Consider the following 25,817-nt stretch of genomic DNA (forward strand, 5'->3'; position numbering starts at 1 on the left):
CAACCAGAGCCGACAACTTCATCCCCCCTAGAATTCCTCGCTTCTCTTGTCGCAAATCGCTACGGACATGCTCCCCAGCTGGCTCTCTCCCACACTTTCCCCGTCAGCGCAATCTGCCATCCGCGGTGTTCTGCTCACCATATTCGCCTGTGCGCTGTTTGCCGTTCTGGATAGCGCCACCAAGTTCACGGGAACGCTGCTTCCGGTTCTCATGGTTCTGTGGCTGCGCTTCACGGCCCAGGCTCTGGTCACCAGCGTGCTGGTTTTGCCTCGGCACGGCCTTTCGGCACTGAAAACCCGGAACCTGAGGTTTCAGCTGCTGCGCGCGATCTCGGGGCTGTTGACCACGGTCTGCGCCTTCTTCTGCATAAAGAACATGCCTTTGGCCAATTTCACGGCCATCTGGTCAGCAGCGCCGCTCTTTATCGTGGTGGCCTCGGCGCTATTTTTCAAAGAGCAGGTCAGTCCTGCCCGTTGGTCGCTGCTGGTGATCGGTCTGCTGGCAGTGATTGCCATCGTCCGACCGGAAAACGATGGACAGCCCTTGGGCCTGGCCGCTCTGTGGCCGGTTGGTCTGCTGGTATCGGGCACCACCTACCAGGTCCTCGGAAGTCGCCTGTCGCGCCTGGATTCACCTCCAACCACCCAGCTTTACTCGACCTGGCTGCCCTTGCTGCTGACCACGCCTCTCATAGGCTTTGTATGGCAGCCCATCGATGACTGGCAGATCTACGCAGCAGCAGCTGTGATGGGCCTTTGCAGCGGCATTGGCCACCTGATGCTGCTGCAGGCATACACCCACGCCACGCCCGCAACCGTGGCACCTTTCCTCTACAGCCAGATCGGCTTTGCCATGCTGATGGGCTGGCTGTTTTTCGGGCAGCTTCCCGACAGCACATCGCTGCTCGGAATGACGGTGGTGACGCTCAGCGGCCTGACGGGCGTCTGGCTTGGAATCAGGGAAAAGCGCTGAGACAGCCCAATCTGGCCATCTCAATAGCCGTGTCTGAGCTTGAACTCCCTGGCCTTGCCGAAGTGTCCGTTACCGATAAAAGGCACGGGAGGCCTCAGGGCCGATAGCGGTGAAGGGTGATTGCTCATCAGCACCAGATGGCCACGATCCTGAGGAATGAACACACGCTTGGACTGGGCGTGCGAGCCCCAGAGCATGAAGACCGTGGGCCGCCCCTGCTCGGCGACATGTCGGATGATGGCATCGGTCAGCTCTTCCCAGCCTTTTTTGGCATGGCTTGCGGCCTGCCCTTCTTCCACCGTCAGGCTGGTGTTGAGCAGCAGTACACCACGCTGAGCCCAGCTCACCAGGCTGCCGCCTGGCTGGGGAAACGCCGGAAACGGCGTGCCCAGTTCGCGCTGCATTTCCTTGAAGATGTTCTGCAACGATGGCGGAACGCGCACCCCGGGTGCTACAGAAAATGCCAGGCCCTCGGCCTGCCCACGACCATGATAGGGGTCCTGCCCCAGGATCACGACACGCACCTCCTCGGCGGGTGTCAATTCCAGGGCCCGCAGAGGTTTGGGCGGGAAAATCACGGCCCCTGCACCCAGTCTTTGCTGCAAAAACTGCAGCAAGCCCTGGCCTGTGCTCCCTGCAAAGAAAGAGTCGACAACGGCTTGCCAGTCTGGCGAGACAGGCCAGTCCTGCGGATCTGCACTCATCAACTGGGTAGGCGCAGCGGTGTTGGCACTCATGCTCTGACTAGTGAAGTTCATGCGTGGATTCTCTCAACTTCCAGAGTCACCTCGAATGATTTCCTCAAGGGTTCCTACCTATTTTGAGGCTCAAAATACCTGATTTCAGTGAGTGACACATTCTGACAATTTGCAAAGAATCGATTCCAACATAGCTGACCACTTGGCGGCTCAGGCTCACAAGGAGTTATTCATGCACACATCTTCTGCCAGTCACTCACAAGCCTCTGCCGCGCAGGCCTTCTTTTCCTGCGCCCGCCCTGCGTTCACCTTGAGTCCCCAGGGCTTCAAGTTTGCCGACTGGGAGTTGAGGCTGCGCTCGCGCAGCCTCATCAGCGCTGCCGGGCATGAGGTGGGACTGACCAAGAGCGAGTTCGCGCTGCTGCTGGCCCTGCTCAAACGTCCCAGACAAATCATGAGCCGTGAGCAGATCATGGATCTGACGCAGGCCGAAGACGATGTCTTTGACCGTGCCATTGATGTGCAGATGCTGCGCTTGCGCCGCAAGGTCGAAGCATCGAGCCGCGCCCCCACGCTGCTCAAGACCAAGCGTGGTGCCGGCTATTTTCTGGATGCCGATGTGCAGGTTCTGCGCTGAACCTGCACAGCAGCCAATCGCTCACTGAAACAACTGGGCCAGGGCCTCGCCCGGCTCGCGGGCACGCATAAAGGCCTCGCCCACCAGGAAGGCGTCAATGCCGGCGTCACGCATGGTCTTCACATCGTCGCGGCTCAGGATACCGGACTCGGTCACCAGCAGGCGATCGGCGGGCACATCCTTCTTGAGCGCAATCGTGGTCTGAATATCGACCTCGAATGTGCGCAGATTGCGGTTGTTGATGCCCACCAGCGGCGTCTTGAGCTTGAGAGCGCGCTGCAACTCCTCCCCGTCATGCACTTCCACCAGCACATCCATGTCCAGGCTGTGCGCAATCTGCTCCATCTCCGCCATCTGCGCATCGTCCAGGCAGGCAGCGATCAACAGCACGCAGTCGGCGCCCATCACCCGCGATTCGTAGATCTGATAGGGGTCGACCATGAAGTCCTTGCGCAGCACCGGCAGCAGCGTGCTCGCGCGGGCCTGCTTGAGATAGTCGGGTTGCCCCTGGAAGAACTGGCGGTCGGTCAGCACCGACAGGCTGGCCGCACTGATCTTGCCGTCGCCCACCATATAGCTCTGGGCGATATCGGCAGGATCGAAGTCGGGACGGATCACGCCCTTGCTGGGGCTTGCCTTCTTGACTTCGGCAATCACGCCGGCCTGTCCCTTGGCAATCTTGGCACGGATGGCGCCCACGAAATCGCGCGTGGAGACACGGCTTTCCGCATCGCGGCGCATCTCGGCAAACGGCACGGCCTTCTTGGCGGCAGCAACTTCCTGGACCTTGACGTCGCAGATTTTCTTGAGAATGTCAGACATGGTTTTCCTTGTTGGTGGCGGCATCTGCCGGGCCGCGCAAGACCTTCACGATGACGCGGTGCATGCCTATGCCCACCACGATGAACAGCAGGGAGAGGCCCAGCACGATCCAGGTGCCGGCATCACTCCAGATGGGCGCATCCAGCAGGCTCATGCCGCTGCCTGGCCAAGCTTTTGCGAATAGGCCACCAGCTCCTTGAGCTTGGCCAGTGCCGCGCCGCTGTCGATGGCCTGTTGTGCACGCTCCAGGCCCTCTTCGATCGAGCCTGCCACATTGGCGGCATAGAGGGCGGCGCCGGAGTTGAGACAGACGATATCGCGTGCCGGACCTTGCTCACCCTGCAGCACGCCCATCAGCATGGCTTTGGACTCCTCGGGATTCTCGACCTTGAGCGAACGCGTGCCAGCCATGCGCAGGCCAAAGTCCTCGGGATGGACTTCATACTCGCGCACCACGCCGTCCTTGAGCTCGCCGACCAGCGTGCCCGCGCCTAGGCTGATCTCATCCAGGCCGTCGCGGCCGTAGACGACCAGCGCATGCTCGGCACCCAGGCGCTGCAGGGCACGCACCTGAATGCCGACCAGGTCTTCGTGGAACACGCCCATCAGGATATTGGGCGCAGATGCCGGGTTGGTAAGCGGGCCCAGGATGTTGAAGATGGTGCGCACGCCCAGCTCCTTGCGCACGGGGGCCACGTTCTTCATGGCCGGATGATGGTTGGGCGCAAACATGAAGCCTATGCCCACATCGCGTATGCAATCGGCGATCTGCGCGGCGTTGAGGTTGATGTTGACGCCCAGCGCCTCCATGGCATCGGCACTGCCCGACTTGCTGCTGACGCTGCGCCCGCCATGCTTGCTCACCTTGCCGCCCGCCGCCGCAATCACAAAGGTCGAGCAGGTGGAGATGTTGAAGGTGTTGGCGCCGTCGCCGCCGGTGCCGACGATATCGACCAGATTCCTCTTGTCGTGCACGTTCACCTTGTTGGAGAACTCGCGCATCACCTCGGCCGCAGCCGAGATCTCGCCAATGGTTTCCTTCTTCACGCGCAGGCCGGTGATGATGGAGGCTGTCATCACGGGCGAGAGCTCTCCGCGCATGATCATGCGCATCAGATGCAGCATTTCGTCATGGAAGATTTCACGATGCTCGATGGTCCGCTGCAGCGCTTCCTGGGGAGTGATCATTGCAATATCTCTCTATATTTTTGAGAGCTGCTTACGCTTGCCTTCACTTGCATTCCCATTGCTTTCAATCTGAAATCAAGCAATGACGTGCGCTGGCAGCTATCAATAAATCGGCTGTTATTTCTGATCGAGAAAGTTCTTCAGCATGGCATGACCATGCTCGGTCAGAATGCTCTCGGGGTGGAACTGCACGCCCTCGATGGCCAGCTCGCGGTGGCGCACCCCCTGGATTTCACCATCTTCGCTGGTCGCCGTGATTTCAAGGCACTCGGGCAGCGTGCTGCGGTCTATGACCAGAGAGTGATAGCGGTTGACCGTGAACTGCCTTGGCAGGTCGGCAAACACGCCCTTCTGGTCGGTGCTGATCACGCTGGTCTTGCCATGCATCTGCTGGCCCGCCCGGATGATGTCGCCGCCAAAGGCCGCGCCAATGCTCTGGTGACCCAGGCAGACACCCAGAATCGGCAGCTTGCCCGCGAAATGCTTGATCGCCGCCACCGAGATGCCCGCCTCGTTGGGCGAGCAGGGGCCGGGCGAGATCACCAGCCGCTCGATGCCTTCGCGCGCAATCAGCGCCTCGACTTCGGCCACCGTGGTTTCGTCATTGCGCACCACGGTCACCTCCGCGCCCAGCTCGCCAAAGTACTGGACGATGTTGTAGGTAAAGCTGTCGTAGTTATCGACCATCAGCAGTTTCATGGTCTTACTCCCCTGATTTCCTGGGTTCACGCAGACGCGCAAATTCCTGGTGTTCGTAGTCGATGCAGGCTTCCATCAGTGCGCGATAGACGGTCTCCATCACATCGGGCTGGCCGCCCTCCTGCACCGTGCGCTCACGCACGCGGCTGACGATGGCTTCGATGCGCGCCTCATCGCGCACCTGGCTCGCATCACCCTTGATGCGCGCTGCCTGCTGCATATAGCCGATGCGGGTGACCAGCAGCGGCACCAGCACATCGTCGAGCGCATTCACATTGCGGCGCACATCTTCCATGGTGGTGCAGTGCTGCACCAGATCAATGGCTTGGCTCATTCCAGACCTTCCTCAACCAGTTCTGCGGCGCGCAGCAGGGCGCGGGCCTTGTGCTCGGTCTCTCTCCACTCCAGCTCGGGCACGGAGTCGGCCACCACGCCGGCAGCGGCCTGCACATAGAGCACGTTGTCCTTGATGACGCCGGTACGGATCGCAATCGCCAGATCCATGTCGCCGGCAAAGCTCAGATAGCCGCAGGCGCCGCCGTAGATGCCGCGCTTGCTGGGTTCGAGCCGGTCGATGATTTCCATGGCATGCACCTTGGGAGCGCCCGTCAGCGTGCCTGCGGGAAAGGTGGCCTTGAAGACATCCATATTGTCCATGCCGTCCTGCAAGATGCCTTCCACATTGCTCACGATATGCATGACATGGCTGTAGCGCTCCACGGCAAAGGCCTCGGTCACCTTGACGCTGCCTGTCCTGGCAATGCGGCCGATATCGTTGCGCGCCAGATCGATCAGCATCACATGCTCGGCACGCTCCTTGGGGTCGGCAATCAGCTCCTTCTCGGTGGCCTTGTCGGCCTCCACCGTATTGCCGCGCGGACGGGTGCCGGCCAGGGGGCGAATCGTGACTTTCTGGCCATCGGGCGTGCGCTCCTGCCGCACCAGAATCTCCGGGCTGGCCCCCACCACATGGAAATCTCCGAAATGGTAGAAGTACATATAGGGGCTGGGGTTGAGCGAGCGCAGCGCGCGGTACAGCGACAGCGGCGAGGCCGTAAAACGCTTGTGGATGCGCTGGCCCACCTGCACCTGCATGAAGTCGCCCGCCGCAATCAGCTCCTTGGCCTTTTGCACGGCGTCCAGATAGTCCTGCTTGTCGAAGCTGCGCTCTGCGGGATAGCTCTCGCCGGCACGAATCTGCGGGGCGCTGACCGAGTAGCGCAGCTGGTCCTTGAGCTGGCGCAGGCGCTTTTTGGCGCGGGTATAGGCTTCGGCCTCGCCGGGGTTGGCGTAGACGATGAGGTAGAGCTTGCCCGAGAGGTTGTCGATGACGGCCACCTCTTCGCACTGCAGCAGCATGATGTCGGGCGTGCCCAGGCTGTCGGGCGGACAGCTGTTCTCCAGCTTTTTCTCGATGTAGCGCACGGCGTCATAGCCGAAATAGCCGGCCAGACCACCGCAAAAACGCGGCATGCCGGGCGTGACGGCAACCTTGAAGCGCTGCTGATAGGCCGCGATGAAGTCCAGCGGATTGCCGCCTGCTGTCTCCACCACCTTGCCATCGGTCACGACTTCGGTCTTGGCTTCAGTGCCAAAGCCCGAGGCACGCACAAAGCTGCGTGCCGGCAGGCCGATGAAGCTGTAGCGGCCGAAGCGCTCGCCACCGACGACGGATTCCAGCAAGAAGCTGTACTTGCCGTCCCCATTGGCATGGGCGAGCTTGAGATAGAGGGACAGCGGGGTTTCGAGGTCGGCAAAGGCCTCGATCAGCAGGGGGATGCGGTTATAGCCTTGGGCCGCAAGCGATTTGAATTCCAGTTCCGTGATCACGGGAGAAGCTCCGGTAGTCATGGCGCATGGTGCATCTGCACGGATTGATTACGGGCAGATGACGCGTTTGAAGAGAGGATGCGCCGGTTCATTCCAATTGGCCCGAAGTATGCAACGCATGGGGCCGCGGGGTGCACGCCGGGCTCGTGCCGGGTGCTTCAGCAGTTCGGATGTGCAGGCTTACGCCAGGGCCAGGCTCCCCGGTCTCCACAACCTGCATTGAACGTGCGATGAATGAACATGATGCGGACAGTGTAGCGCATAGCGCCGCCGCGCAAACAATAGCGCTCCGATGCCGTGCAACTCCCCCTTTGCTGGGGACAGACCTGATTGCAGCCATCGCGGACAAAAACAAACATACCGTTTTTTACCGGAACGCTCGCCCACGGCGTGCAAGCGAAGCGGTCACCAGAACTGCTCGACCGGAAATCACGAGGAGACCGCCATGCCCAGTGCCCGTTTGATGCCAGCCTTGCTGCTGGCAGCCGCTCTTGCCTGCCCGGCCGCTCAGGCACAAGGCATGCCCTCCGAGCCCGTGAAACTTCACGGTGTCATCTATGCCCCCAGCTTGCAGTCCCAGGGCAGGACGCTGGAACTCAATGGCGCAGGAACCCGCTACAAGGCTGTTTTCAAGGTCTATACCGCCGGCCTGTACCTGGAAAAGCCGGCGCGCAGCCTGCAGGAGATCGCCGCCCTGCCCGGCCCCAAGCGTATCAGCGTGACCATGCTGCGCGATATCGACTCGGCCGAGCTGGGCAAGCTGTTCTCGCGCGGCATGGAAGACAATATGGAGCGCGCCGCCTTCTCCAAGCTGATTCCGGGGGTGATGCGCATGAGCGAGATCTTCACCCAGCACAAAAAACTGCTTGCGGGCGAGAGCTTCATGGTGGACTGGCTGCCCGGCCAGGGCGCCATCGTGACCGTCAAGGGCCAGCCTCAGGGCGAGGCTTTCAAGGAGCCCGAGTTCTTCAACGCCCTGCTGGGCATCTGGCTGGGTCCCAAGCCCGCCGATCAGCAGCTCAAGAAAGCGCTGCTGGGCGAGGCTGGCTGACTCACTTGAGCAGCTCGCGGTAATAGTTGGGCAGCGCAAACAGCGCGCCGTGCACCTGCTCGTTGTAGTACTGCAGATCCCGCACCCTGCGCTGCCTGAGGCGCTCGGCCACTTGCTGCGCCTTCAGCTCCAGCGGATCCAGCTCATCGGAGGCCACGGCCAGCCCCCAGTAAGCGCCGTAAAGCGGAATATAGAGGCCATAGCAGCGCACCACGGCAAACTGCTGACGCAGGCTGCGCACTAGCTCGGCCACCTGCGGGCCGTGGAAGACAGGGCTGCCCAGATGCAGCACCAGCGCGCCGCCCGGCGCCAGCACACGCTTCATGCGTGCCAGCGCGTCAGGCGCATACAGGGCGCTGGCCGGGGTATCGGGATCGGTCAGATCCATCAGTGCCAGATCAAAGCGCTCATCCGTTGCCTCCATCAGTGCCAGACCGTCGCCTATGCAGACCTCGACACGGGCATCATCGAGCGCGCCGCGATGCACGGACCGCAGATGCTGGCGCGAGAACTGCACCACGGCCTCGTCCAGCTCGGCCAGCACCACACGCTCGATGCTCGGATGCTTGAGCAGCTCCTCGGCGGCACCACCGTCGCCGCCGCCCAGAATCAATGCCTTGCGCGGCGCGGGGTGGGCCGTGGCGACCGGGTGCACCAGGGCCTCGTGATAGAAGAACTCCTCGCCCTCGGAAGTCATGAAGCAATCATCGAGACGCAGCACCTTGCCGAACTGCGGCGTCTGCAGCAACTCCAGCTTCTGGTATGGGGTCTGCAGCGTCTGCAACGCCGTGGCGCGATAGCCAAAGCGTGCATGGGGCGTGAGCTGCTCCAGGGCCCAGCCGGATTCAGGCTCGGGTGCAGGGTCCACGGCATGGTCTGCCGGCTGCGCCATGCCGATGTCTCCGCGCATCAATTGCTGGCGCAGCACCTTTTTGGGCACAAAAGCGTCGATCACGCCTTCCATCAGACGGCGGGCCTTGCCCGAGTTGTCGGCGGAAAAATTGCACACATAGACGTCAATGGTGACACTACCCGTCTCGGGCCAGGTATGTATGGCCAGATGGGACTCCGCCAACAGCACCGTACCCGTCACCCCACCGGGCTGGCCTTCATAGGGCGGGAACTTCACCCAGGTGTCATCCACCAGGGTCAGCCCCGAGGCCGCAGTCTGTTCGCGGCAAAGCCCGGCGATGGCGTCGGCATCGAGCATGTAGCGCTCGGAGCCTGCGCATTGATAAAGGTCGGCAGTCAGGTGCAGTCCATGCATGTGGCGTGAGTCCCCCTTCGTTCTCTGCCGGCTGCAAGGCGATGCATGAGCCGACATTGGTTCAAACAAAGCAAATGACTCTAGCAAATATGCTTATCCGCACTCTTTCCTGCCAGATATGCGGACCAACAGACGGCATCACACCACAAGCTGTTCCAACGAATCCAGATGAGCCCTGGCCTCGACAGCCGTGATGGGCTGGCCGTGGTTGTAGCCGTAGGTCATCAGCACCACGGGGCAGCCGGCGGCATGGGCAGCCTGGGCATCGTTGCTGGAGTCGCCCACCATCAGCGTGCGCGCGGGTTCGCTGCCCAAGGCCTTGCAGGTTTCGACCAGCGGCATGGGGTCGGGCTTTTTGCGCGGGAAGGAGTCGCCACCGAACACGCAGTCGAAAAAGCCGTCCAGCCCCTTGGCGGCCAGCAGGGGCTGGGCAAAGGACAGAGGCTTGTTGGTCAGGCAGGCCATGCGCAGGCCCCGGGAGCGCAGAGCCTGCAGACCCTGGGCCACGCCAGGGTAGACATCGGCAAACTGGCCGTTGATGGCCAGGTAATGGTGTTCGTAACGCTGCCAGGCCCGAGGATACAGGGCATCGATATCCATGGCCTCCACATGCGCCAGCACGGAACGGATCAGATGCTCGCTGCCCTTGCCCACCATGTTTTCGATGATCTGCGGTTTGATGGCCGGCAGTTGCAGATCGGCCAGCATGCGGTTGAGCGCTTCGGCAAAGTCGCCCAGCGTATTCACCATGGTGCCATCGAGGTCGACCATGACGGCATCCAGTTCCAGGGCGGCGGCGGGAGCAGGCAGATTCAGCTTCATACAACTATCAATTCAATAGCTGCATGCGCTTTTCAATACTGGGCTTGCAGCCAAAAACACTAAAACTTCCATGCCCCGACTCCAAAAGCCGCGCTCTTGCATCGAGCGCAGCCGAAGCCAGGACAGCGAGCCAGACCTGGGCGGCTTCGCCGCCTCAGTGCAAAGGAGCTGCGGGGCGCAGCACCTTAAGCGGGAGTCAGGCAAGATTCTTGCGCATGGTGTCGATGACAGCCTTGTAATCCGGCTTGCCGAAGATGGCGCTGCCAGCCACAAAGGTGTCGGCACCGGCATCGGCCACGGCGCGGATATTGGCTTCCTTGATGCCGCCGTCCACTTCCAGGCGAATGTCTTTGCCAGAAGCATCGATCAACTTGCGGGCCTTTTCGATCTTGCGCAGCGTGCTATCAATAAAGCTTTGACCGCCGAAGCCGGGGTTCACGCTCATCAAGAGGATCAGGTCGATGTCTTCGATCATCCAGTCCAGCACCTCCAGCGACGCGGCGGGATTGAACACCAGACCGGCCTTGCAGCCGTGGGCCTTGATGTTCTGAACGCTGCGGTGCACATGCGGCGATGCATCGGGGTGGAAGCTGATGTAGTCCGCTCCTGCCTTGGCAAAGGCCGTGGCGAGATCGTCCACGGGCTGCACCATCAGATGCACGTCGATGGGCACGGGCTTGCCATCGGGTGTGACCGAATGGGGCTTCAAAGCCTGACAGATCATGGGGCCGAAGGTCAGATTCGGCACGTAATGGTTGTCCATCACGTCAAAGTGGATCCAGTCGGCGCCGGCCGCAATGACATTACGCACTTCTTCACCCAGACGGGCGAAGTCGGCTGACAAGATGGAGGGGGCAATACGGTAGGTGGGGCTCATGGATTGCAATTGTCGCAGTTACCATTAGCTCATGCCGATGAATGAGTTTCTGGTCCAAGTCCAGCCCGCCTACCTGCCTGAGCAATCTGCCCCGGCCGCCGGCGTCTATGTGTTTTCCTACACCATTACCGTCACCAACACGGGTGAGGTGCCGGCGCAGCTGATTGCGCGGCACTGGATCATCACCAACGAGCTGGGCCATGTCGAAGAGGTCAAAGGCTTGGGCGTGGTGGGCCGACAGCCGCTGCTGCAGCCTGGTGAATCCTTTGAATACAGCAGCGGCTGCCAACTGCGCACGCCCACGGGCACCATGCGCGGCAGCTATCTCTGCGTGAACCACGAGGGCGAGACCTTCGACTGCGAGATTCCGCTCTTCGTATTGCAGATGAATGAGTCCGGCGACCCCATGCCCATGCCCATGCCTGAGAAGCGCGTTCTGCACTGAGGCAAGCACCCACATTTGCATGAAGAAAAGCACTCTTGACCTGCCCGGCCTGCTGGCGTCCCTGGACCCCGATGCAGGCCTTGCGCAACGCCATCTGTGGCTGATCCATCTGGCCGAATGGATACGCGCAGCCGAACCCTCTGTCGAAGGCGCCGTGCAGCGCGTGAAACAGATCGTCGAGGCCTTCGAGGCCGATCCCGAGGCCCTGTCCCGGCTGCGCCGCTGGAGCCAGACGCTGATGGAGACGGTGGACATCACCGCCCTGCTGGCCGATTTCGGCTTTGCCCCGCGCACGGCCATGGCCAGCGAAGTGGCCGAGCGCCTGCGCTACAAGCTGCTGCCCAGCACGCCCGAGACCGAGGATGCCTCCGAGCTGTTCATGCTGGTCTTTCCCGACCGTTTCGACGCCCGCTGGCTGCATGCGCTGGACAGCCAACTCATGGCCCGCATCACCACCTTGCTGACCCCGCTGCAGCAGGATGAAGGCGTGAGTTTCTGGGAGCGCAACCTGCTGGACGCCATCACCTATTGCGCGGGCCAGATTCTCTCCACGGGGTTTGCCCCAGAGCTGCGTCTGCGCATGAGTGAGCAGGCACGCGAGGAAAAACCGTTTCATGCGCTGATCCACGATGTGGAGAACCTGCGTGTGGAGGTCATGCTGCCGCTGCGCACCACCGACAGGCGCGACGCCGCAGCCGCCCAGCTGCGCGAACGGCTCGAGGCCTGCCGCGCCGCCGTATCGTCGGTCTACTCCTATGTCGAGGCCGAAGGCATTTCAGTCGGCCTGATCTTCCGCCTGCGCCAGGTGCGTGCGCGCATTCTGCGCATTCGCCGCCTGCTCGATTGCCTGCTGGCAGAAGACCGCGCCTACGAGACGTCAGAGCTGCTCTCCAACCTCGTGGCCGTGGGCATAGAGCGGCGCAGCGTGCGTGCGCTGATGTCCACCAACTCATCGCTGCTGGCAGCCAAGGTGGCCGAGCGCAGTGCCGAAACCGGCGAGCACTACATCACCCGCGACGGCAGCGAATACCGCAAGATGGTTGCCAAGGCCGCGGGTGGCGGCTTTGTGATGGCCTTCACCACGCTGGCCAAGTTTGCACTGTATGCGCTGGGCCTGTCCGTCTTCTGGTCGGGACTGGCTGCGGGCTTCAACTACGCTATCAGCTTTGTGCTGATCCAGATGCTGCACTTCACGGTGGCCACCAAGCAGCCGGCCATGACGGCGCCGGCCATGGCGGCCAAGCTCAAGGACATCCAAAGTGATGGCTCCATCCAGGAGTTCGTCGACGAAGTCGCCCATCTGGTGCGCTCCCAGGTGGCTGCCATTCTGGGCAACGTGCTCATCGTCTTCCCCGGTGCGTTGCTGCTGTCGCTGGGCTATGCCTATCTGGTCGGTCATCAGGCGCTCAGCACCCCGCATGCGCGCCAGGTGCTGGACTCGCTGAGTCTGCTGGGGCCGTCCGTGCTCTTCGCCGCCTTTACCGGCGTGCTGCTGTTTGTCAGCAGCCTGATTGCCGGTGGTGCGGAAAACTGGTTTGTGCTGCGCAACATCGATTCGGTGATTCGCTACAACCCGCGCATCACTCGCTTTCTGGGCACGGGCCGCGCGGATCGCTGGGCAAGCTTCTTGCGCAAGAATGTCTCCAGCCTGGCATCCAATATCTCGCTGGGTTTCATGCTGGGCCTAGTGCCTGCATTTGCGGCCTTCTTCGGCCTGGGACTGGAAGTGCGCCACGTCACCCTGTCCACCGGCCAGATCGGCGTCGCCGTGGCATCGCTGGGCTGGGAGGTACTGCATGACGATCTGCTGTGGTGGGCCGTGGCCATGCTGCCCTTCAATGCGGCGCTGAATGTGGGGGTGAGCTTCTATCTGGCTTTCCGCGTCGCCCTGCGTGCCCACAACGTCAGCGGCGTGGACCGCTCGCGCATCTACAAGGCGATACGCCAGCGCTTCTGGCGCAGGCCGCTGAGCTTTTTCTGGCCTTGACCTTTAACCGCCGCCGACCAGCGGCCACCAGGCCGCAGCATCGCGGGCGGCCAGAGACTTCATGGGTGAATTCGATCTGATCCGCCGCTACTTCCAGCGCCCCGTACGTCGCGCCGCCCTGGGCGTGGGCGACGATTGCGCGCTGCTGGCCCCGGCCCCCGGCATGCAGCTGGCCATCTCCAGCGACATGCTGGTCGAGGGCCGCCACTTCTTTGCCGACGTGAACCCGCGCCTGCTGGGTCACAAGGCTCTGGCCGTCAATCTCAGCGATCTGGCCGCCAGCGGCGCCAGGCCTCTGGCATTCACGCTGGCCCTGTCCCTGCCCGGTGCCGACGAGGCCTGGATCAGCGAATTTGCGGCCGGCCTGCTGGCTCTGGCCGACGCCCATGAATGCGAACTGATCGGCGGCGACACCACGGGCGGCCCGCTCAATATCTGCATCACCGTATTTGGCGAAGTCCCTGCCGGCCAGGCCTTGCTGCGCAGCGGCGCCAGGGCCGGCGATGAGATCTGGGTCAGCGGCAATCTGGGCGATGCACGACTGGCGCTGGAGGCCATGCTGGGCCATGTGCAATTGCCTGCCGAGTTGCTGCAGCAGGCCCGCCAGCGGCTGGAAGCGCCCACGCCGCGCGTGGCCTTGGGCCTGGCGCTGCGCGGCATTGCCAGCAGCGCGCTGGATGTCAGCGACGGTCTGCTCGGCGATCTCGGCCATATCCTGGAGCTGTCCAGCGTCGGCGCCACGGTAGACAGCCGCTGCACCACGCCCTTGATGGCCGCAGCCGCCTATCCGCAAAGCGATGCATGGCAATTCGATTCAAAGCTGCAGCAGCAATGCACACTGGCCGGCGGCGATGACTACGAGCTGTGTTTTACCGCCCCCGCAGCCCGGCATGCCGACGTGCTGGCTGCAGGCGCTGCCAGCGGCACGACTGTGCATCGCATAGGCCGCATCGATGCCGAGCCGGGCCTGCGCGTGATCGACGCAAACGGCGCCCTGCTGCAAAACCGCTGGAAATCCTTCGACCACTTCGGCAGCTGAACGCCGAGCACGCGGGCAGGAGGCGGCCTGCACCTGACAAGCGGCGCGCCAAGAGCCCTGGGTTAAGCTCAAGCCCTCGCTATCCACAAGAGCTGCCCAATGCGTTCAAGCCGTCTTCTGCCCGTATCCATGGTCTGTGTCGCAGCTGCTTTGCCCGGGCTCGCCCTGGCCGACGCCAGCAGCCTCAGTGTCTCTGGCAATCGCGCGCCCATCACAGAAGTCACGCTCTATCCCGGCATCGCCGCCGTACAGCGCGAGGCACGCATCGACGCCCAGACCCGCCTGCTCAGCTTTGAATGCCTGCCCGCCAGCGTGGATACGCAAAGCCTGCAGATCAGCGGAGACGAAGGCGTGCGCGTGGGTGAGATTAAGACCCTGATGCAGTCCAGGCTGATGGCTGCCAAGGAATGCACCAGCCCGCTGGACCAGCAGATTCGCAGCCTTGAGGATCAGCTCGCGAACATCGAGGCCGAAGAAGGTGCAGCCAGGCTGGTGGGCGATTTTCTGCAGGGCATGAGCAAGCCCGGCGACGAAGCCAGAATCAGCCCCGCTCAGATCGCCGGCACCAGTCAGGCCCTGCGCCAGACCAGCCGCGACAACAGCCTGCGTGCTCACCAGATTCAGCGCCAGAAGCAGGATCTGCTGGCGCAGTTGCAGCCTCTGCGCCAGGAGCGCGATCGCACGGGCTCCGAGCAGTCTCAGGTCATGAAAGTCAGCGTGCAACTGGCCAGCGCACGCGCTGCCAATGTGCGCCTGAGCTATCAGGTGCGCGGCCCCAGCTGGCAGCCTAGCTACCGCGCTCAGTTGAACACCAGCAAGCAGCAGGTGCAGCTGGAGCGCCAGGCCCTGGTCGTGCAGGCCAGTGGCGAGGACTGGAGCAATGTGCGCCTGCGCCTGTCCACCGGCCAACCCGGCCGCAGCACCCAGGGTGTCATGCCGCGCCCCTGGACGGTGGATATCGCGCAACCAATGCCCCCCGCCGCTCCGGCACCGGCCCCCGTCGCCATGATGGCGCGCAGCGGAGCCCGGGCAATGCGCGAAGAGGCAGCAGCACCGGACTTGCCTGTGCTCGATGTCTCCAGCATCAACACGGCCTACAGCACGCAATTCATCGTGCCGTACAAGATCAGCGTACCCTCCAGCGCCGAGCGCATCACGCTGTCGCTAGGCCAGGAAAATCTGGCCACCAGCTTGCTGACCCGCACCGCGCCAGCCATGGAAGAGGCGGCCTATCTGATTGCCACGTTGCAGGCTCCGCCAGGCATCTGGCCGGCGGGCCCGGTAGCACTGTTCCGTGACGAGGCGCTGGTTGGCAATGGCAGACTGGACTTTGGCAATGCCCAGGCACTGGCGCAAGGACTGTCTTTTGGCCGCGATGACAACGTGGTGGTACGCCGCCTGCCTGCGCAAAGCCATACCGGCAGCGGCGGCTGGGTCAGCAGCAAGACTGAGCGCAGCATCGTGCGCAGCTACGCCGTCGAAAACCGTCACAACCAGCCCATCGCGCTGCAGGTGCTGGACTCGGCCCCTGTTTCGCGCAATGAGCAGATCAAGGTGCAGTCGCAATACAGCCCGCAGCCAGCCACCACCAGCTGGAATGCGCAAAACGGCATGGTTGCCTGGGAGCAGAATCTGGCCGCCCGCAGCACGGCGCAGTTCCAGGCCACGCACCAGGTCCGCTTTCCCGAAAACCAGCCCATCACCGGACTGCAATAAGCCTGCGCTTATCATCACGCCATGACGGATGACTCATCAAACAGCGCTGCAGCACCTGCCGATATTGCGCAAGCAGCTATCAATAACAAAGCACGCCCCGGCATGAATGCGGCGGGAATCGCCCACCCCAGCGTGAAGTTCATGCTGCAACACCCGGCCCATCTGATTGCTCTGGGCTTTGGCTCCGGCCTGCCTCGCGTCGCCCCCGGCACGGTGGGCAGCCTGTGGGCCTGGCTGGCCTATCTGGTGCTGGCACTGTGGCTGAGCCCGGCACAGATCGGCTGGCTGATTGCCGCCAGCATTCCCGTAGGCTGGTGGGCCTGCACCGTCACCGCAAAGCATATGCGCGTGGCCGACCCCGGCCATATCGTCTGGGACGAAGTGGTCGCCATGTGGATTGTTCTGTGGCTGTGCATGCCCATGGGCTTCTGGGGCCAGCTCACCTGCTTTGCGCTGTTCCGATTTTTTGATGCCGTCAAGCCCCAGCCAGTCAAATGGGCCGACCGCCTGTTCAAAGGCTTCGGCCTGCGCGGCGGCTGGGGAATCATGTGGGATGACCTGGTTGCTGCCTTCTGCACCCTGCTGATCGTGGCCCTCTGGCGACATTTCTTCTGACCGCGTGAGTCCTGGAGGAGACGATGAGCACACAAGAAGCCAATATCGAAGAACTGGTTCGGCAGCTGGCCGCCAGGCTGACCGAAAAAGGCTGGATGCTGGCCACCGCCGAAAGCTGCACCGGCGGCATGATTGCCGCAGCCTGCACCGATCTCGCAGGCTCCAGCCAATGGTTCGAGCGTGGCTTCGTGACCTACTCCAACGAGGCCAAGACCGAAATGCTGGGCGTGCCCGCCGAGCTGATCGCAAAGCACGGCGCCGTTAGCGAGGAAGTCGTGCGCGCCATGGCTGAAGGCGCCATCCGTCACTCACGCGCCCAGGTCAGCATTGCCGTGACGGGGATTGCGGGCCCTAGCGGAGGCTCTGCTGAAAAGCCAGTGGGGACGGTGTGGGTGGGGTGGGGTCTGGGCCAATCGATCTACAGCATGCCACTGAATCTGCAGGGATCACGGGCCCGGATTCGTCTGGAAACGACGTCGCACATCTTGAAGACGGTTCTTGAAAACCTGCATTGATTGCCACTAGTAGACCAACGCAACCGTTCCGCAGTCCATGCGCCCCTCCAACTCGGCCTGTGCCAGATCGATCCCGAGAAGTCCCAGGAGCTGATTCAATACGGGGTCCAGCAGAGGTGCCAGGATTTGCGCCACCACGGTGGATACTGTTTTCAGGACTTCCGCGACCAGCTTGGTCACAAGATCCAGAACAGCGGCCAGAACATCATTGCCGGACGGTGGCTGAATGATCTCAATCTTATTTTTTATCAAAAGTCCCTGTAAACTTGATATCAAGCCATTCATACTAAATTTCTGAAACGCTTCATTGTTGCTGTTCAAGGACAGCAGGCTGTCAGGCGCACTCAAATCGAATACCTTGGAATCTTTCAAGGCCTCCGATGAGTCAAGCTTTAAGCCTATTCCTCCATAATATCCAGCCTCTCTAGAAAGTAAATTCTGGCGACCTATATCGATAATCTTGAAGGGCTGCAGATAGCTTGATGGATTATTGCTGAAGGCATTCGTGAATGCCTCGTCAGCAGAGTTGCCGAACCGCCCGAACCGGATCTTGGCCAGCGAGGTTTCAGCATGGACCCTCATCCTCTTGGTGGGCAAGCATTGACCATTCTCAACCCAGGCCTGCGCCCCAACCCCTTCGACCTGCACATCGAACCGGGTGGGCAACGTTGTCAGTTGAGGCGAGACACTGGTCAGCAAGCCAATCAAGCCTCCCAGTGCATTGACGAGCCCAGACAGGCCGTCCAGCACCTTGAGATCTACTGATATCAGCGCTTGAATCTGAGCGGTCTTCACTGCCACTGCGGCGTTGGCATAAGAGGATGCGCTGGTGGTGGGCAAGGCGGCAATCACCGATGCCTGAGGCGGCTCGATCACCTTCAGGTTGAGCTTTACGCCTGCCACTCCTGGAATATCCAGTGCATTTCCCTTGACGGCCACTCCGTTCTTCTGCCCTGAAACCTGAGCCAGCAGCTGGATGATGTTCAAGGCGTTCAGTTGCGTCTGCAATGCAGCTTCCGGCAAGCCTGAACTGACATTCAATATTTGTCTAAGCGTGATCTGCACATTGGATATATTGGCGGCAATCACGGCATTTAGTGCGGTAATAGCTGCATTGACTGCGGAGGCAGAGTCTCCATTGGAAATCGGCCTTTGGAAAAGCGTCAGCATGACGTTGACCACATCCAGAGCAGAAATAGGCGCATCCAATATCTTCTCGTAATCAATAACGGTCGCATTGATATCTATGAGTCCTTTTTTTCCGCCTAATTCCTTGAAGAAATCGAGCAGAGAGACATGAGCATTAGACAGACCGTTCCAGCCCACTGCCTGAATATTCAAATTCCCCCCCAGCAAACCGCCAATGATCGGATTCAAAATGGCCGATTGTTTATCGTCGATGACAAGCAAGGTGCTTCTGATTCTCAGCTGTGCCAACGGCCTGCTTCGCGCCGCGGTTGCAACGGCTTCGACTTGACGGCCATTCGCGGCAGTCACTGAAAACAGGAACAAATACGGCACCGTTCGCGCAACGGTCACACGGGAAGCATTCAACGGGCTGGCCCCATTCACAAAATAGGTCCTGGTATCGGCCACCCCGGGACTTGGGGTCCAGTTTCCGCATTCAACCTGCGGCGCCCCCGTCATCCCGTTCAAGGTCGCGATACGAGCCGCATTCGCCTGGCAGGCTGCCGGAGTTTCGCCCTGGGCCCCCGCCAGCGCCGCCAGATCCGCCATCTTCTGCAACTCACGCTTCTGCCAGAACACATTGCCGATATCGATGGTTGCCAGGCAGATCACGGCAATCATCAGCCACAACGCCCCCAGCGTCGCCACAGAGCCCGATTGGCGACGGATGCGAACACGGCTCAGGCCTTTGGCAAAAGACTGCATGCAGAGAACCTCTCTGACCGCTTAGCGGCTACCACCTGTCTTGCTGCCCACCTGTGTTTCCGCGCTTTCCGGGATCTTGTGGGTAAAGCTCTCCAGATAGCGCTGATAGCTACGCTGGGCCACATCGCTTGTCACGGGATAGGCATTGCGCGATGCGTACTGCCCACTGGCCTGCAGCGCCAGCAGATAGCTGGTGGCATCGCCCACACGATTGCTTGCGGGTGGTGTCAGGGAAGCGTTGCCGGGAGCCGGTGTCTGCGTCACTGCTGCCTGAGCTGTTGCAGTGGGCGTCACCGCCGCACTTCGGGGCGCACTCATATTGGTCACGCCTGTGCTGGAGCCGGTACTGCTGCCGGCCTGCGCCATGGCGACCGAGGCCGTGCCCAGTGCCATCAACGCCAGGGTGAATGCGCGGGCCCGTTGGGTGAATGCTGTCTGCGTATTCATGGGGACTCCTTGAGGGTTCAGGGCCAGGCACGCTCGGGTGCACTCTTCTTGGCAGAAGCTACAGGCTTGCTACCAGCATCTTCATCGGGCGTCTCGAAAAACAAGCCGCCCGCCGCTGCGCGCTGGGGCAGCAGGGCTTGCACAGCCTGTTTGCTACCGGATTCACCGGCCTGGCGAACAGCGGCAGGATGTGCCGCCGCCATTACCACCGCAGCGTCCGGCACTGATCTTGTCGGGCGCACGGGCTGGCGCGAGATCACGGGCTGCGGTGCAGGCTCGGCGCGCGGAGCCGGTACCGCCTGCGTCTGCTGCAGTTTTACGGGCATCGCCTCGGTAAGTAGAGGCTGCGCAGGCTTGGGCGTCTCCTGCTTCGCGGACTGAGAAGCCGTCGCCACGGCCACCTCCAGGGGCGGCGCCACTTTTGCTATCAATGCAGGAGCTTGTTGCGCTTTAAGTATGGAAACTTCAGGTCGATTTGACTCTTGAATCCTTTCCAATGGAGCGGCAGCCGCTACATCGACAGGAGCGTCAATTGTCTGCACAGGCACAGGCAGCGCGTAGGCATAAGTTTGCGTAGCTGCTGGCATCAATTGGCTCGCCCCCTGACCAGGGTGACGTGGTCGCCCTGCATCGAAGCTGCCGCCAGAGACCATCCACTGACCACCACTGAGCCCCCGCTCCACATTCCGCGCCATCATGGGCGCAGCTGCGGGCAGCGGCAACGGGGACTGGGACGTTTGAGCAGGAGGCTGCACAGACTCCGCTGCCTTGACTACCACTACCGGAGCCTTTGCGGCTTCAGGCTCCGGTGCGGGCTTTTTTGCTGCGGGTACCTCCTGCACTGCAGCAGACTCCGGCACTTCGGCGGATTTCCCGGAGCTGGCCACGGCCTCGGGGGCGGTCTTCACTTCCGGACGAGAGAGGTTGACGACCTTTCCGGTCGCAGCCGCGGCAGGCTTTGCCGCGGCCAGGCTTGCAGTCCTCAACCACTCCCCTGCCTGCTCCTTGACCAGTTGCTGGGTCTGTGCATCCAGCTTGCGCTGGCGCATGAATTCCTCGGCCTGTGCGCCCTGGCCGCTGACCATCATGAACAGACTCAGATTGACACTGGCCTGAGCGTCCTCGGGGTTGAGCTGCGCCGCCTGCATCAAAGGGATGCGCGCTGCATTCAGATCACGCGCACGCAGATAGGCATAGCCCAGATCGGTCAACAGGCGCGAGTCCACGGGATTGCTCATGCGCGCCTGCTCCATCTGCAGAGCGGCACTGCGAAAGTCGCCCTGCTCTGCGGCCACACGGCCCAGGCCGTAGCGTGCGGCTCCGTCCTTGGCGCTGCCCAGCAGGCCCTGGTAAATGGGGATGGCTGCACTGAGCTGCCCCACCTGACGCAATGCATCGGCGCGCAGCAGCCGCGAATCGCTGGAAGCGCCCCACTGCTTGTCCAGTGCATCCAGGTGCGCAATGGAGGCATACCAGAGCGACTTGGACTGCATCTGCTTGACCAGAGCGAGGTAAGTGTCCTGCGTGTCGACCACCGCCTCCTTCTCCAGCGGTCTGTCTGCTGCGGCCTTGGCTGCGGGCGACAACACGGGCTGGCTCTGCCCCAGCAGATTACCCATGCTGGAGCAGCCCGACAGCAGGGCCATGGTTGCAGCGGCCAATGGCAGCATCAGATATCGGCTTTCTTTTTTCATTTCGTCATCCCTCCCAGCGCCCGAATCACGGCAAGGAACCCCGGTCCGGCTGTAATGATGATCAGGGCCGGAAGCAGCGTCACCACCATGACGCCAGTCATCTTGACCGAGATCTTTCCTATCAGCTCCTTCATCTTGGCCTTGCGCTGCTCGCGCAGACGTTCGCCAAAAATGCGCAGCGGCTCCTGCACGGCACCGCCGTATCTGTCGATCTGAATCATCAGCGATGTCAGATTGGCCAGGTTGTCGTTCTGATAGACCTCGCTCATGCGAGCAAAGGAACGCTCACGCGTGCTGCCCCGGCTGTACTGCTGGCTGGCCAGCTGTATCTCTCGCGAAAGCACGGGCATGACATTGCCGAAATCGGTGCCAATCACCTGCAGGGTCTGGTCCAGACTCATGCCTGTGCCTTGCAGCAAGCCCAGCAAATCGACAAACAAAGGCAGCTCGCGGGCGACGCTGGCCCTGCGACGGCGAGCCACGCTGCGCAGCACCCATTTGGGAAGCAGAAAACCTATGGTGAACGCAGCAAACAGGTAAAGCAGAAATAGCTTGCTGCCCGAGAAAACAAAGGCAGCAAGCAGTACAAGCAATACAGAGACTACGCAACGCGCTATCAGGTATTGCAGCTGCGCGCGAGTTGATCCCCAACCGCATTTGCTCAGCAAAATGCGGTCTTCCTCGGCAACCAATGCCTTGCCAAGCGAGGTATTGAGCCAGTGCGCAGGCAGGTCGCCATCGCCATTGAGCGAGCGCAGCAGATCTGCGGGCCTGGCAGGCGCCGTCGTCGCATTCGCCGCCGTTGAACCGCTGCGGCTCAGCGCATCCCGCACAACCTGACTGCTGCGTTCACGGCGCTGATGCGCATAGGCAATCAACGCCGCACTGATCAGCGCCGCCAAGGCCAGAAATGCCACGCTCAGCATCAGCAAAAGACGGGATGTCTCCATCAATCTGCTCCCTCATCCAGCTTGGCCATGCGGTAGAGCAGCACCACACCAAGGATTTGTAGGACCGCCGCCGCCCAGATAAAGTTGCGCCCATTAGCGTCGTTCCACATGCGCAGAAAGTAGCTCGCGTTGAAGGAAATGATCAGACAGCACACAGCCACCGGCAGCAGGCTCAGTACCCAGGCAGACAATCGCGTTTCGGCCGTCATGGCAGAGAGATCCTGCTCGGCCTGTTCGCGGTCGCGCATGAAATTGGCCACACGCTCCAGCAGCAGATCGACCCGGCCGCCATAACGCACGCTGATGCGCAGAATAGCTGCCAGCAAGTGCAGCTCGTCCAGTCTTGTCTGCCTCGCTACATGGGCGACCGCATTCTCCAGATCCATACCCGCACGAGCCAGACTGGCGGCCTTTTCCATGACCGACTGCAACGGGTCTTTGGTGCTGGCTGCAGCCATCTGGAAGGCCGCCTGAACGGAGTTGCCAATGGTCACCAGGCGCACCGTGTTATCAAGAAAGCCGGGCAATTGCTGCGTGAGCCTGGCGCGGTACTTCTGAGCCCGCGCATAAAGCAAAAAGAAGAAGCCAATCCCCTGCACCACCAGCGCCGCACTACCGGCCAGCCAGCCAACAGCAAAGCCAACGATCAGAAACGCCACAACAATCAAGACCAGCCCGCCATAGAAAAGTCCGGCACCGACCGTCCCCAACAAAATGGCGGGAACCGGCCAGCCTGTTCTTTTCTCGTTGCCCAGTAAGGCATCCGCCACTGAACCATCAAAAGCCGATGCCGCATTCTTGGCGACAAACCCGGCCGCAGCGGCCGCGCTTTTTTCCAGACTCTGCTCCAGATGCCTGGTCATACGGTGCGTCCTCTGCTGCCGGCTGGCAAGCATCCACAGCGCAATCGCGGCAGCCGCAATCAGCAGCGCCAGACTCAGGAGCAAAAACGCATTGCTAGCCATGGCGCAGTCCCGCATGGTTGGCGCCGTTGCCTCCGGCGTGCTGCAGCACCGCGCGATAGCGTGCCAGCTTGGGCGTATGCGGTACCATGCCCAGCGTGGTCCAACGCTCCAGATCCTCGCCGTCGGGTTGCGGCAGCAGCTCGTGACGATAGAGCTCCTGCGTGGCAATCACGCTATCGATGATGCCCGTGACTTCGGTAATTGATGTGATGCGCCGCTTGCCATTGGGCAGGCGGCTGATCTGCACGATGAAGTCGAGCGCATTGGCAATCTGGCGGCGCAGGCTGACCTCGCTGCCCTGAAAGCCCGCAAAGCCGGCAAGCATCTCCATGCGGTGCAGACACTCACGCGGAGAGCTTGCGTGGATGGTGGCCATGGAGCCGTCGTGACCGGTGTTCATGGCCTGCAACATCTCCAGCACTTCCGCGCCGCGCACCTCGCCCACCACAATGCGATCCGGGCGCATGCGCAAGCTGTTGCGCAGCAGATCCCGAATGGAAACCACTCCCGCGCCTTCAAAACCACCGGGACGGCTTTCCATGCGCACCACATGAGGGTGAGGCAGCGTCAGCTCGGCCGTATCTTCAATCGTCACCACCCGCTCATTGCCGGGGATAAAGCCCGCAATCGCATTGAGCATGGAGGTCTTGCCGCAACTGGTGCCGCCGCTGATAAGAATATTGCAGCGCTCACGCACCGCCAGCTCGAGTAAGCGGGCCATGCCTTCGTCCATGGTGCCGAAATCGACCAGATCCTGAACCCGCAGCGGATCATTGCGAAACTTGCGTATCGACACCGCCGGCCCGTCCAGCGACAAGGGCTCTATCACCACATTGATACGCCCTCCATCCGGCAAGCGCGCATCGACCATGGGCGTGGATTCATCGAGGCGGCGACCCAGCGGTGAGATGATGCGGCGCACGATGCGCAGCACATGAGCGTTGTCGGTAAAATGCAAGGCCTCCTGCTGCAAAATTCCCTTGCGCGAAACGAATACGCGCTGATAGCCGTTGATCAGAATGTCCTCGACCTCCGGGTCGGCCATCAAGTCGTCAAGCGGCCCCAGCCCCGACAACTCCTTGTTCAGTGCCTGCGCAATCCATTGCACCTCCTCGTCATTGACGGGAAACCGCTGCTGACGCACAAACTGCTCCAGCTCCTGGTGCACGAACTGGCGCACACGACTGGTTGACCATTTGGCAAACACCGCGCCCAGCTCTTCCACACGCGTCAGCAAATGCTCGTGTGCGACGTTCTTGATCAGCAGCAGTTGCTTGGAGTCCGAAAAATGACTGCTTTTTTCGGCGAAAACAATGTCCATGCTCATTCGCCTCTCCTCAATCGCTTGGCCCATTGCCCCAGAACGCCCGACGCTGGCGCCGCGGCCTTGTCGGCAGCAACCGCTCCGCTGAGCAATGCTCTGGCCATGCTTCTGACACAGGTCACATAGGGATCACCGCGCAGCGACTGCGACAACAACTGTCCACAGCTGGCGGCATTCAGCAAAACCGTGGATCGATCCGGAACCACGTGCAGCAATTCCAGACCAAGGCGCTGCGCGACCTCTTTGGCTGGCAGGCCGGCCTGCACATTGAAGCGGTTGAGCACCAGTTTGAGCGTACTGCGATTCACACCCTTGGCATCAAGCTCCTTGAGCATCTGTGCCGTAGACACAATGCCTCCCAGCGACTGGTCACAAACCACCCAGCCCTGTCCGCTCTCGCGTAGCAAAGGCGCCAGAAAATCAGCCTGCACCATGCCGCCCAGATCAATCACCTGCACCCCAAGCAAGCTCTTGAGCGTGTTGACTACGCCCGCTGCAGCTGCAGGGCTGACTTCGCGCAGCATGCCCAGATCGGAAGGCCAGGCCAGAGTCACAGTGCCCGTGGAGTGCTTGGCAAAGGCCGATTCGATCAATGTCGCGTCCAGGCGGCGCGTATTCTGAACCGCATCCACAAAACTGAAGTCACCAGCGATGCCCAGATACAGCAAGCCATCGCGTGCAGGCAAGCCCAGATCCAGCAATACCGCATGTGCGGACTCATCCAGCGGCAACTGACTTGCGCCAAAAGGCCTGGCAAGCTGTTTCTTGTGCTTGGCGCCTCTCACGTCATAGGTATGCATTTCCTGGAACATCACGGCCAGATGCGTTGCCAGCGTAGTCACTCCCATCCCTACACGTGCCCCCAGCAAAGGCAGGGAGAAACCTTTTGTTTCCTGCTCCAGAGCTACAGCCGCAGGCAGCTGACTGCGTACATGCATCTGATGCCTGATGGCGACGCTGGCCTCACTTTCGGACGCATCCCAGTCAATGAATTCAGCCACACCACAGCGCAGGGCTGCGCGCATGGACATTGGCTCCACGGCGGATCCAGCCCCCATGATCACCACCCCAGGGAATATGACGCGCAGATCGCTGACCAGGGCGATGGCCGCCTCCGTCATGGGAGCCGAGAAATCCACCACCACCACGCCAAGCCCTGGCGCCGAAATCGCAGTGTGAAGCGCAGCCAGATCGCCTGCCACCGGTATCACTTCCGCATCGCTACCCAGAGCACTCGCCAGCCAGAAAGCGTGCGATGGCGACTGGGTGACCAGCACCACTCGTGCATTGCCGCTCACCGCCCCTGGCTGTGCGGTATTGAGCTGGGATGAGTCCATGCGCATATTCATGCCTCTACCCGGAC

26 protein-coding genes are annotated in these 25,817 nt (G+C 61.5%); 9 read left to right on the top strand and 17 right to left on the bottom strand.

Features of this window, described 5'->3' with window-relative positions:
• The first annotated feature begins 46 nt into the window (after window positions 1–46).
• The gene (locus tag CSE6_RS11480; RefSeq protein ID WP_238585684.1) at window positions 47–973 is read left to right on the top strand and encodes a DMT family transporter; all 927 of its coding nucleotides are present in this window, start codon (window positions 47–49) and stop codon (window positions 971–973) included.
• 20 nt (window positions 974–993) lie between these two features.
• Here the strand turns inward: CSE6_RS11480 and CSE6_RS11485 are convergent, their stop codons facing one another.
• Window positions 994–1,731: a uracil-DNA glycosylase gene (locus tag CSE6_RS11485; protein ID WP_080745841.1), complete on the bottom strand. Its 738-nt coding sequence runs from the start codon at window positions 1,729–1,731 to the stop codon at window positions 994–996.
• A 172-nt stretch (window positions 1,732–1,903) separates the two neighbouring features.
• Here CSE6_RS11485 and CSE6_RS11490 point away from each other — a divergent pair, with 172 nt between their 5' ends.
• Window positions 1,904–2,308 (top strand): winged helix-turn-helix domain-containing protein, encoded by a 405-nt coding sequence (locus CSE6_RS11490; RefSeq protein WP_012840108.1) that lies wholly within the window; start codon window positions 1,904–1,906, stop codon window positions 2,306–2,308.
• A 21-nt stretch (window positions 2,309–2,329) separates the two neighbouring features.
• Here CSE6_RS11490 and trpC read toward each other — a convergent pair whose 3' ends face one another.
• The 6 genes from trpC to trpE all read right to left on the bottom strand — a co-directional run bounded on the left by trpC (window position 2,330) and on the right by trpE (window position 6,847).
• The gene (gene trpC / locus CSE6_RS11495; RefSeq protein WP_059440575.1) at window positions 2,330–3,130 is read right to left on the bottom strand and encodes an indole-3-glycerol phosphate synthase TrpC; all 801 of its coding nucleotides are present in this window, start codon (window positions 3,128–3,130) and stop codon (window positions 2,330–2,332) included.
• The gene (locus tag CSE6_RS26075; protein WP_193751120.1) at window positions 3,123–3,284 is read right to left on the bottom strand and encodes a hypothetical protein; all 162 of its coding nucleotides are present in this window, start codon (window positions 3,282–3,284) and stop codon (window positions 3,123–3,125) included. Before CSE6_RS26075 ends, trpC begins: the two co-directional genes overlap by 8 nt.
• Complete coding sequence (gene trpD, locus CSE6_RS11500; RefSeq protein WP_152668560.1) at window positions 3,281–4,324, bottom strand: anthranilate phosphoribosyltransferase; 1,044 nt, start codon at window positions 4,322–4,324, stop codon at window positions 3,281–3,283. Before trpD ends, CSE6_RS26075 begins: the two co-directional genes overlap by 4 nt.
• A gap of 111 nt (window positions 4,325–4,435) precedes the next feature.
• The gene (locus CSE6_RS11505; RefSeq protein WP_034355070.1) at window positions 4,436–5,017 is read right to left on the bottom strand and encodes an aminodeoxychorismate/anthranilate synthase component II; all 582 of its coding nucleotides are present in this window, start codon (window positions 5,015–5,017) and stop codon (window positions 4,436–4,438) included.
• Window positions 5,018–5,021: 4 nt separating this feature from the next.
• Window positions 5,022–5,351, bottom strand: a complete 330-nt coding sequence (locus CSE6_RS11510) for a chorismate mutase (protein WP_034355072.1) — start codon at window positions 5,349–5,351, stop codon at window positions 5,022–5,024.
• Window positions 5,348–6,847, bottom strand: a complete 1,500-nt coding sequence (trpE, locus tag CSE6_RS11515; protein WP_059440620.1) for an anthranilate synthase component I — start codon at window positions 6,845–6,847, stop codon at window positions 5,348–5,350. The genes CSE6_RS11510 and trpE overlap by 4 nt, the downstream gene beginning before the upstream one ends.
• Window positions 6,848–7,292: 445 nt before the next feature.
• Here trpE and CSE6_RS11520 point away from each other — a divergent pair, with 445 nt between their 5' ends.
• Entirely contained in the window at window positions 7,293–7,898 is a 606-nt protein-coding gene (locus tag CSE6_RS11520) for a chalcone isomerase family protein (protein WP_034355074.1), read from the top strand.
• 1 nt (window position 7,899) lies between these two features.
• On the opposite strand, the gene speE is transcribed toward CSE6_RS11520, so the two are convergent.
• The 3 genes from speE to rpe all read right to left on the bottom strand — a co-directional run bounded on the left by speE (window position 7,900) and on the right by rpe (window position 10,864).
• Entirely contained in the window at window positions 7,900–9,165 is a 1,266-nt protein-coding gene (gene speE / locus CSE6_RS11525; protein WP_059440577.1) for a polyamine aminopropyltransferase, read from the bottom strand.
• A 138-nt stretch (window positions 9,166–9,303) separates the two neighbouring features.
• Window positions 9,304–9,987, bottom strand: a complete 684-nt coding sequence (locus tag CSE6_RS11530) for a phosphoglycolate phosphatase (RefSeq protein ID WP_034355080.1) — start codon at window positions 9,985–9,987, stop codon at window positions 9,304–9,306.
• Between the two features lie 196 nt (window positions 9,988–10,183).
• On the bottom strand, window positions 10,184–10,864 hold the full coding sequence (gene rpe, locus CSE6_RS11535; RefSeq protein ID WP_034355083.1) for a ribulose-phosphate 3-epimerase: 681 nt from the start codon (window positions 10,862–10,864) through the stop codon (window positions 10,184–10,186).
• A 31-nt stretch (window positions 10,865–10,895) separates the two neighbouring features.
• Between rpe and apaG the strand changes: the two genes are divergently transcribed.
• The 6 genes from apaG (at window position 10,896) to CSE6_RS11565 (ending at window position 17,181) form a co-directional block, all read left to right on the top strand.
• A complete protein-coding gene (gene apaG / locus CSE6_RS11540) occupies window positions 10,896–11,309 on the top strand; it encodes a Co2+/Mg2+ efflux protein ApaG (RefSeq protein WP_059440578.1) in 414 nt (137 codons plus the stop codon).
• Window positions 11,310–11,328: 19 nt separating this feature from the next.
• Window positions 11,329–13,296, top strand: coding sequence for a site-specific recombinase (locus CSE6_RS11545; RefSeq protein ID WP_034395882.1), 1,968 nt, complete (start codon window positions 11,329–11,331; stop codon window positions 13,294–13,296).
• A gap of 61 nt (window positions 13,297–13,357) precedes the next feature.
• On the top strand, window positions 13,358–14,335 hold the full coding sequence (gene thiL / locus CSE6_RS11550) for a thiamine-phosphate kinase (protein WP_059440579.1): 978 nt from the start codon (window positions 13,358–13,360) through the stop codon (window positions 14,333–14,335).
• A 99-nt stretch (window positions 14,336–14,434) separates the two neighbouring features.
• Window positions 14,435–16,051: a DUF4139 domain-containing protein gene (locus CSE6_RS11555; RefSeq protein ID WP_059440580.1), complete on the top strand. Its 1,617-nt coding sequence runs from the start codon at window positions 14,435–14,437 to the stop codon at window positions 16,049–16,051.
• 21 nt (window positions 16,052–16,072) lie between these two features.
• A complete protein-coding gene (locus CSE6_RS11560) occupies window positions 16,073–16,666 on the top strand; it encodes a phosphatidylglycerophosphatase A (protein ID WP_083994721.1) in 594 nt (197 codons plus the stop codon).
• A 23-nt stretch (window positions 16,667–16,689) separates the two neighbouring features.
• Window positions 16,690–17,181: a CinA family protein gene (locus tag CSE6_RS11565; RefSeq protein ID WP_059440581.1), complete on the top strand. Its 492-nt coding sequence runs from the start codon at window positions 16,690–16,692 to the stop codon at window positions 17,179–17,181.
• A gap of 6 nt (window positions 17,182–17,187) precedes the next feature.
• Here CSE6_RS11565 and CSE6_RS11570 read toward each other — a convergent pair whose 3' ends face one another.
• From CSE6_RS11570 to CSE6_RS11600, 7 genes are read right to left on the bottom strand one after another with little or no spacing between them, the layout of a single operon-like run.
• The gene (locus CSE6_RS11570) at window positions 17,188–19,074 is read right to left on the bottom strand and encodes a TadG family pilus assembly protein (protein ID WP_083994722.1); all 1,887 of its coding nucleotides are present in this window, start codon (window positions 19,072–19,074) and stop codon (window positions 17,188–17,190) included.
• Between the two features lie 21 nt (window positions 19,075–19,095).
• The gene (locus CSE6_RS11575) at window positions 19,096–19,521 is read right to left on the bottom strand and encodes a DUF3613 domain-containing protein (RefSeq protein WP_059440583.1); all 426 of its coding nucleotides are present in this window, start codon (window positions 19,519–19,521) and stop codon (window positions 19,096–19,098) included.
• Between the two features lie 17 nt (window positions 19,522–19,538).
• Window positions 19,539–21,215 carry a lipopolysaccharide assembly protein LapB gene (locus CSE6_RS11580; RefSeq protein ID WP_059440584.1) on the bottom strand — a complete coding sequence of 559 codons (1,677 nt, stop codon included), beginning with the start codon at window positions 21,213–21,215 and terminating at the stop codon, window positions 19,539–19,541.
• Window positions 21,212–22,165: a type II secretion system F family protein gene (locus tag CSE6_RS11585; protein ID WP_059440585.1), complete on the bottom strand. Its 954-nt coding sequence runs from the start codon at window positions 22,163–22,165 to the stop codon at window positions 21,212–21,214. The genes CSE6_RS11580 and CSE6_RS11585 overlap by 4 nt, the downstream gene beginning before the upstream one ends.
• Entirely contained in the window at window positions 22,165–23,130 is a 966-nt protein-coding gene (locus tag CSE6_RS11590; RefSeq protein WP_059440622.1) for a type II secretion system F family protein, read from the bottom strand. Before CSE6_RS11590 ends, CSE6_RS11585 begins: the two co-directional genes overlap by 1 nt.
• Entirely contained in the window at window positions 23,123–24,457 is a 1,335-nt protein-coding gene (locus CSE6_RS11595) for a CpaF family protein (RefSeq protein ID WP_043003903.1), read from the bottom strand. Before CSE6_RS11595 ends, CSE6_RS11590 begins: the two co-directional genes overlap by 8 nt.
• The gene (locus CSE6_RS11600) at window positions 24,454–25,791 is read right to left on the bottom strand and encodes a histidine kinase (RefSeq protein WP_238585685.1); all 1,338 of its coding nucleotides are present in this window, start codon (window positions 25,789–25,791) and stop codon (window positions 24,454–24,456) included. Before CSE6_RS11600 ends, CSE6_RS11595 begins: the two co-directional genes overlap by 4 nt.
• Between the last annotated feature and the right edge of the window lie 26 nt (window positions 25,792–25,817).

The organism is Comamonas sp. E6, assembly GCF_001010305.1.
GTDB classification, from domain to species: Bacteria; Pseudomonadota; Gammaproteobacteria; order Burkholderiales; family Burkholderiaceae_C; genus Comamonas; species Comamonas thiooxydans.

Excerpts from the sequence above, each read along its gene's own strand:
- CSE6_RS11510 (WP_034355072.1), bottom strand. The coding sequence starts at position 5,351 with ATGAGCCAAGCCATTGATCTGGTGCAGCACTGCACCACCATGGAAGAT.
- speE (WP_059440577.1), bottom strand. The coding sequence starts at position 9,165 with ATGCATGGACTGCACCTGACTGCCGACCTTTATCAATGCGCAGGCTCC.
- CSE6_RS11545 (WP_034395882.1), top strand. The coding sequence starts at position 11,329 with ATGAAGAAAAGCACTCTTGACCTGCCCGGCCTGCTGGCGTCCCTGGAC.
- CSE6_RS11595 (WP_043003903.1), bottom strand. The coding sequence starts at position 24,457 with ATGAGCATGGACATTGTTTTCGCCGAAAAAAGCAGTCATTTTTCGGAC.
- CSE6_RS11530 (WP_034355080.1), bottom strand. The coding sequence starts at position 9,987 with ATGAAGCTGAATCTGCCTGCTCCCGCCGCCGCCCTGGAACTGGATGCC.
- CSE6_RS11575 (WP_059440583.1), bottom strand. The coding sequence starts at position 19,521 with ATGAATACGCAGACAGCATTCACCCAACGGGCCCGCGCATTCACCCTG.
- thiL (WP_059440579.1), top strand. The coding sequence starts at position 13,358 with ATGGGTGAATTCGATCTGATCCGCCGCTACTTCCAGCGCCCCGTACGT.
- CSE6_RS11485 (WP_080745841.1), bottom strand. The coding sequence starts at position 1,731 with ATGAACTTCACTAGTCAGAGCATGAGTGCCAACACCGCTGCGCCTACC.
- CSE6_RS11560 (WP_083994721.1), top strand. The coding sequence starts at position 16,073 with ATGACGGATGACTCATCAAACAGCGCTGCAGCACCTGCCGATATTGCG.
- CSE6_RS11590 (WP_059440622.1), bottom strand. The coding sequence starts at position 23,130 with ATGGCTAGCAATGCGTTTTTGCTCCTGAGTCTGGCGCTGCTGATTGCG.
- CSE6_RS11570 (WP_083994722.1), bottom strand. The coding sequence starts at position 19,074 with ATGCAGTCTTTTGCCAAAGGCCTGAGCCGTGTTCGCATCCGTCGCCAA.
- CSE6_RS11505 (WP_034355070.1), bottom strand. The coding sequence starts at position 5,017 with ATGAAACTGCTGATGGTCGATAACTACGACAGCTTTACCTACAACATC.
- CSE6_RS11600 (WP_238585685.1), bottom strand. The coding sequence starts at position 25,791 with ATGGACTCATCCCAGCTCAATACCGCACAGCCAGGGGCGGTGAGCGGC.
- CSE6_RS11555 (WP_059440580.1), top strand. The coding sequence starts at position 14,435 with ATGCGTTCAAGCCGTCTTCTGCCCGTATCCATGGTCTGTGTCGCAGCT.
- rpe (WP_034355083.1), bottom strand. The coding sequence starts at position 10,864 with ATGAGCCCCACCTACCGTATTGCCCCCTCCATCTTGTCAGCCGACTTC.
- CSE6_RS11580 (WP_059440584.1), bottom strand. The coding sequence starts at position 21,215 with ATGAAAAAAGAAAGCCGATATCTGATGCTGCCATTGGCCGCTGCAACC.
- CSE6_RS11520 (WP_034355074.1), top strand. The coding sequence starts at position 7,293 with ATGCCCAGTGCCCGTTTGATGCCAGCCTTGCTGCTGGCAGCCGCTCTT.
- apaG (WP_059440578.1), top strand. The coding sequence starts at position 10,896 with ATGCCGATGAATGAGTTTCTGGTCCAAGTCCAGCCCGCCTACCTGCCT.
- CSE6_RS26075 (WP_193751120.1), bottom strand. The coding sequence starts at position 3,284 with ATGAGCCTGCTGGATGCGCCCATCTGGAGTGATGCCGGCACCTGGATC.
- trpC (WP_059440575.1), bottom strand. The coding sequence starts at position 3,130 with ATGTCTGACATTCTCAAGAAAATCTGCGACGTCAAGGTCCAGGAAGTT.
- CSE6_RS11565 (WP_059440581.1), top strand. The coding sequence starts at position 16,690 with ATGAGCACACAAGAAGCCAATATCGAAGAACTGGTTCGGCAGCTGGCC.
- CSE6_RS11490 (WP_012840108.1), top strand. The coding sequence starts at position 1,904 with ATGCACACATCTTCTGCCAGTCACTCACAAGCCTCTGCCGCGCAGGCC.
- CSE6_RS11585 (WP_059440585.1), bottom strand. The coding sequence starts at position 22,165 with ATGGAGACATCCCGTCTTTTGCTGATGCTGAGCGTGGCATTTCTGGCC.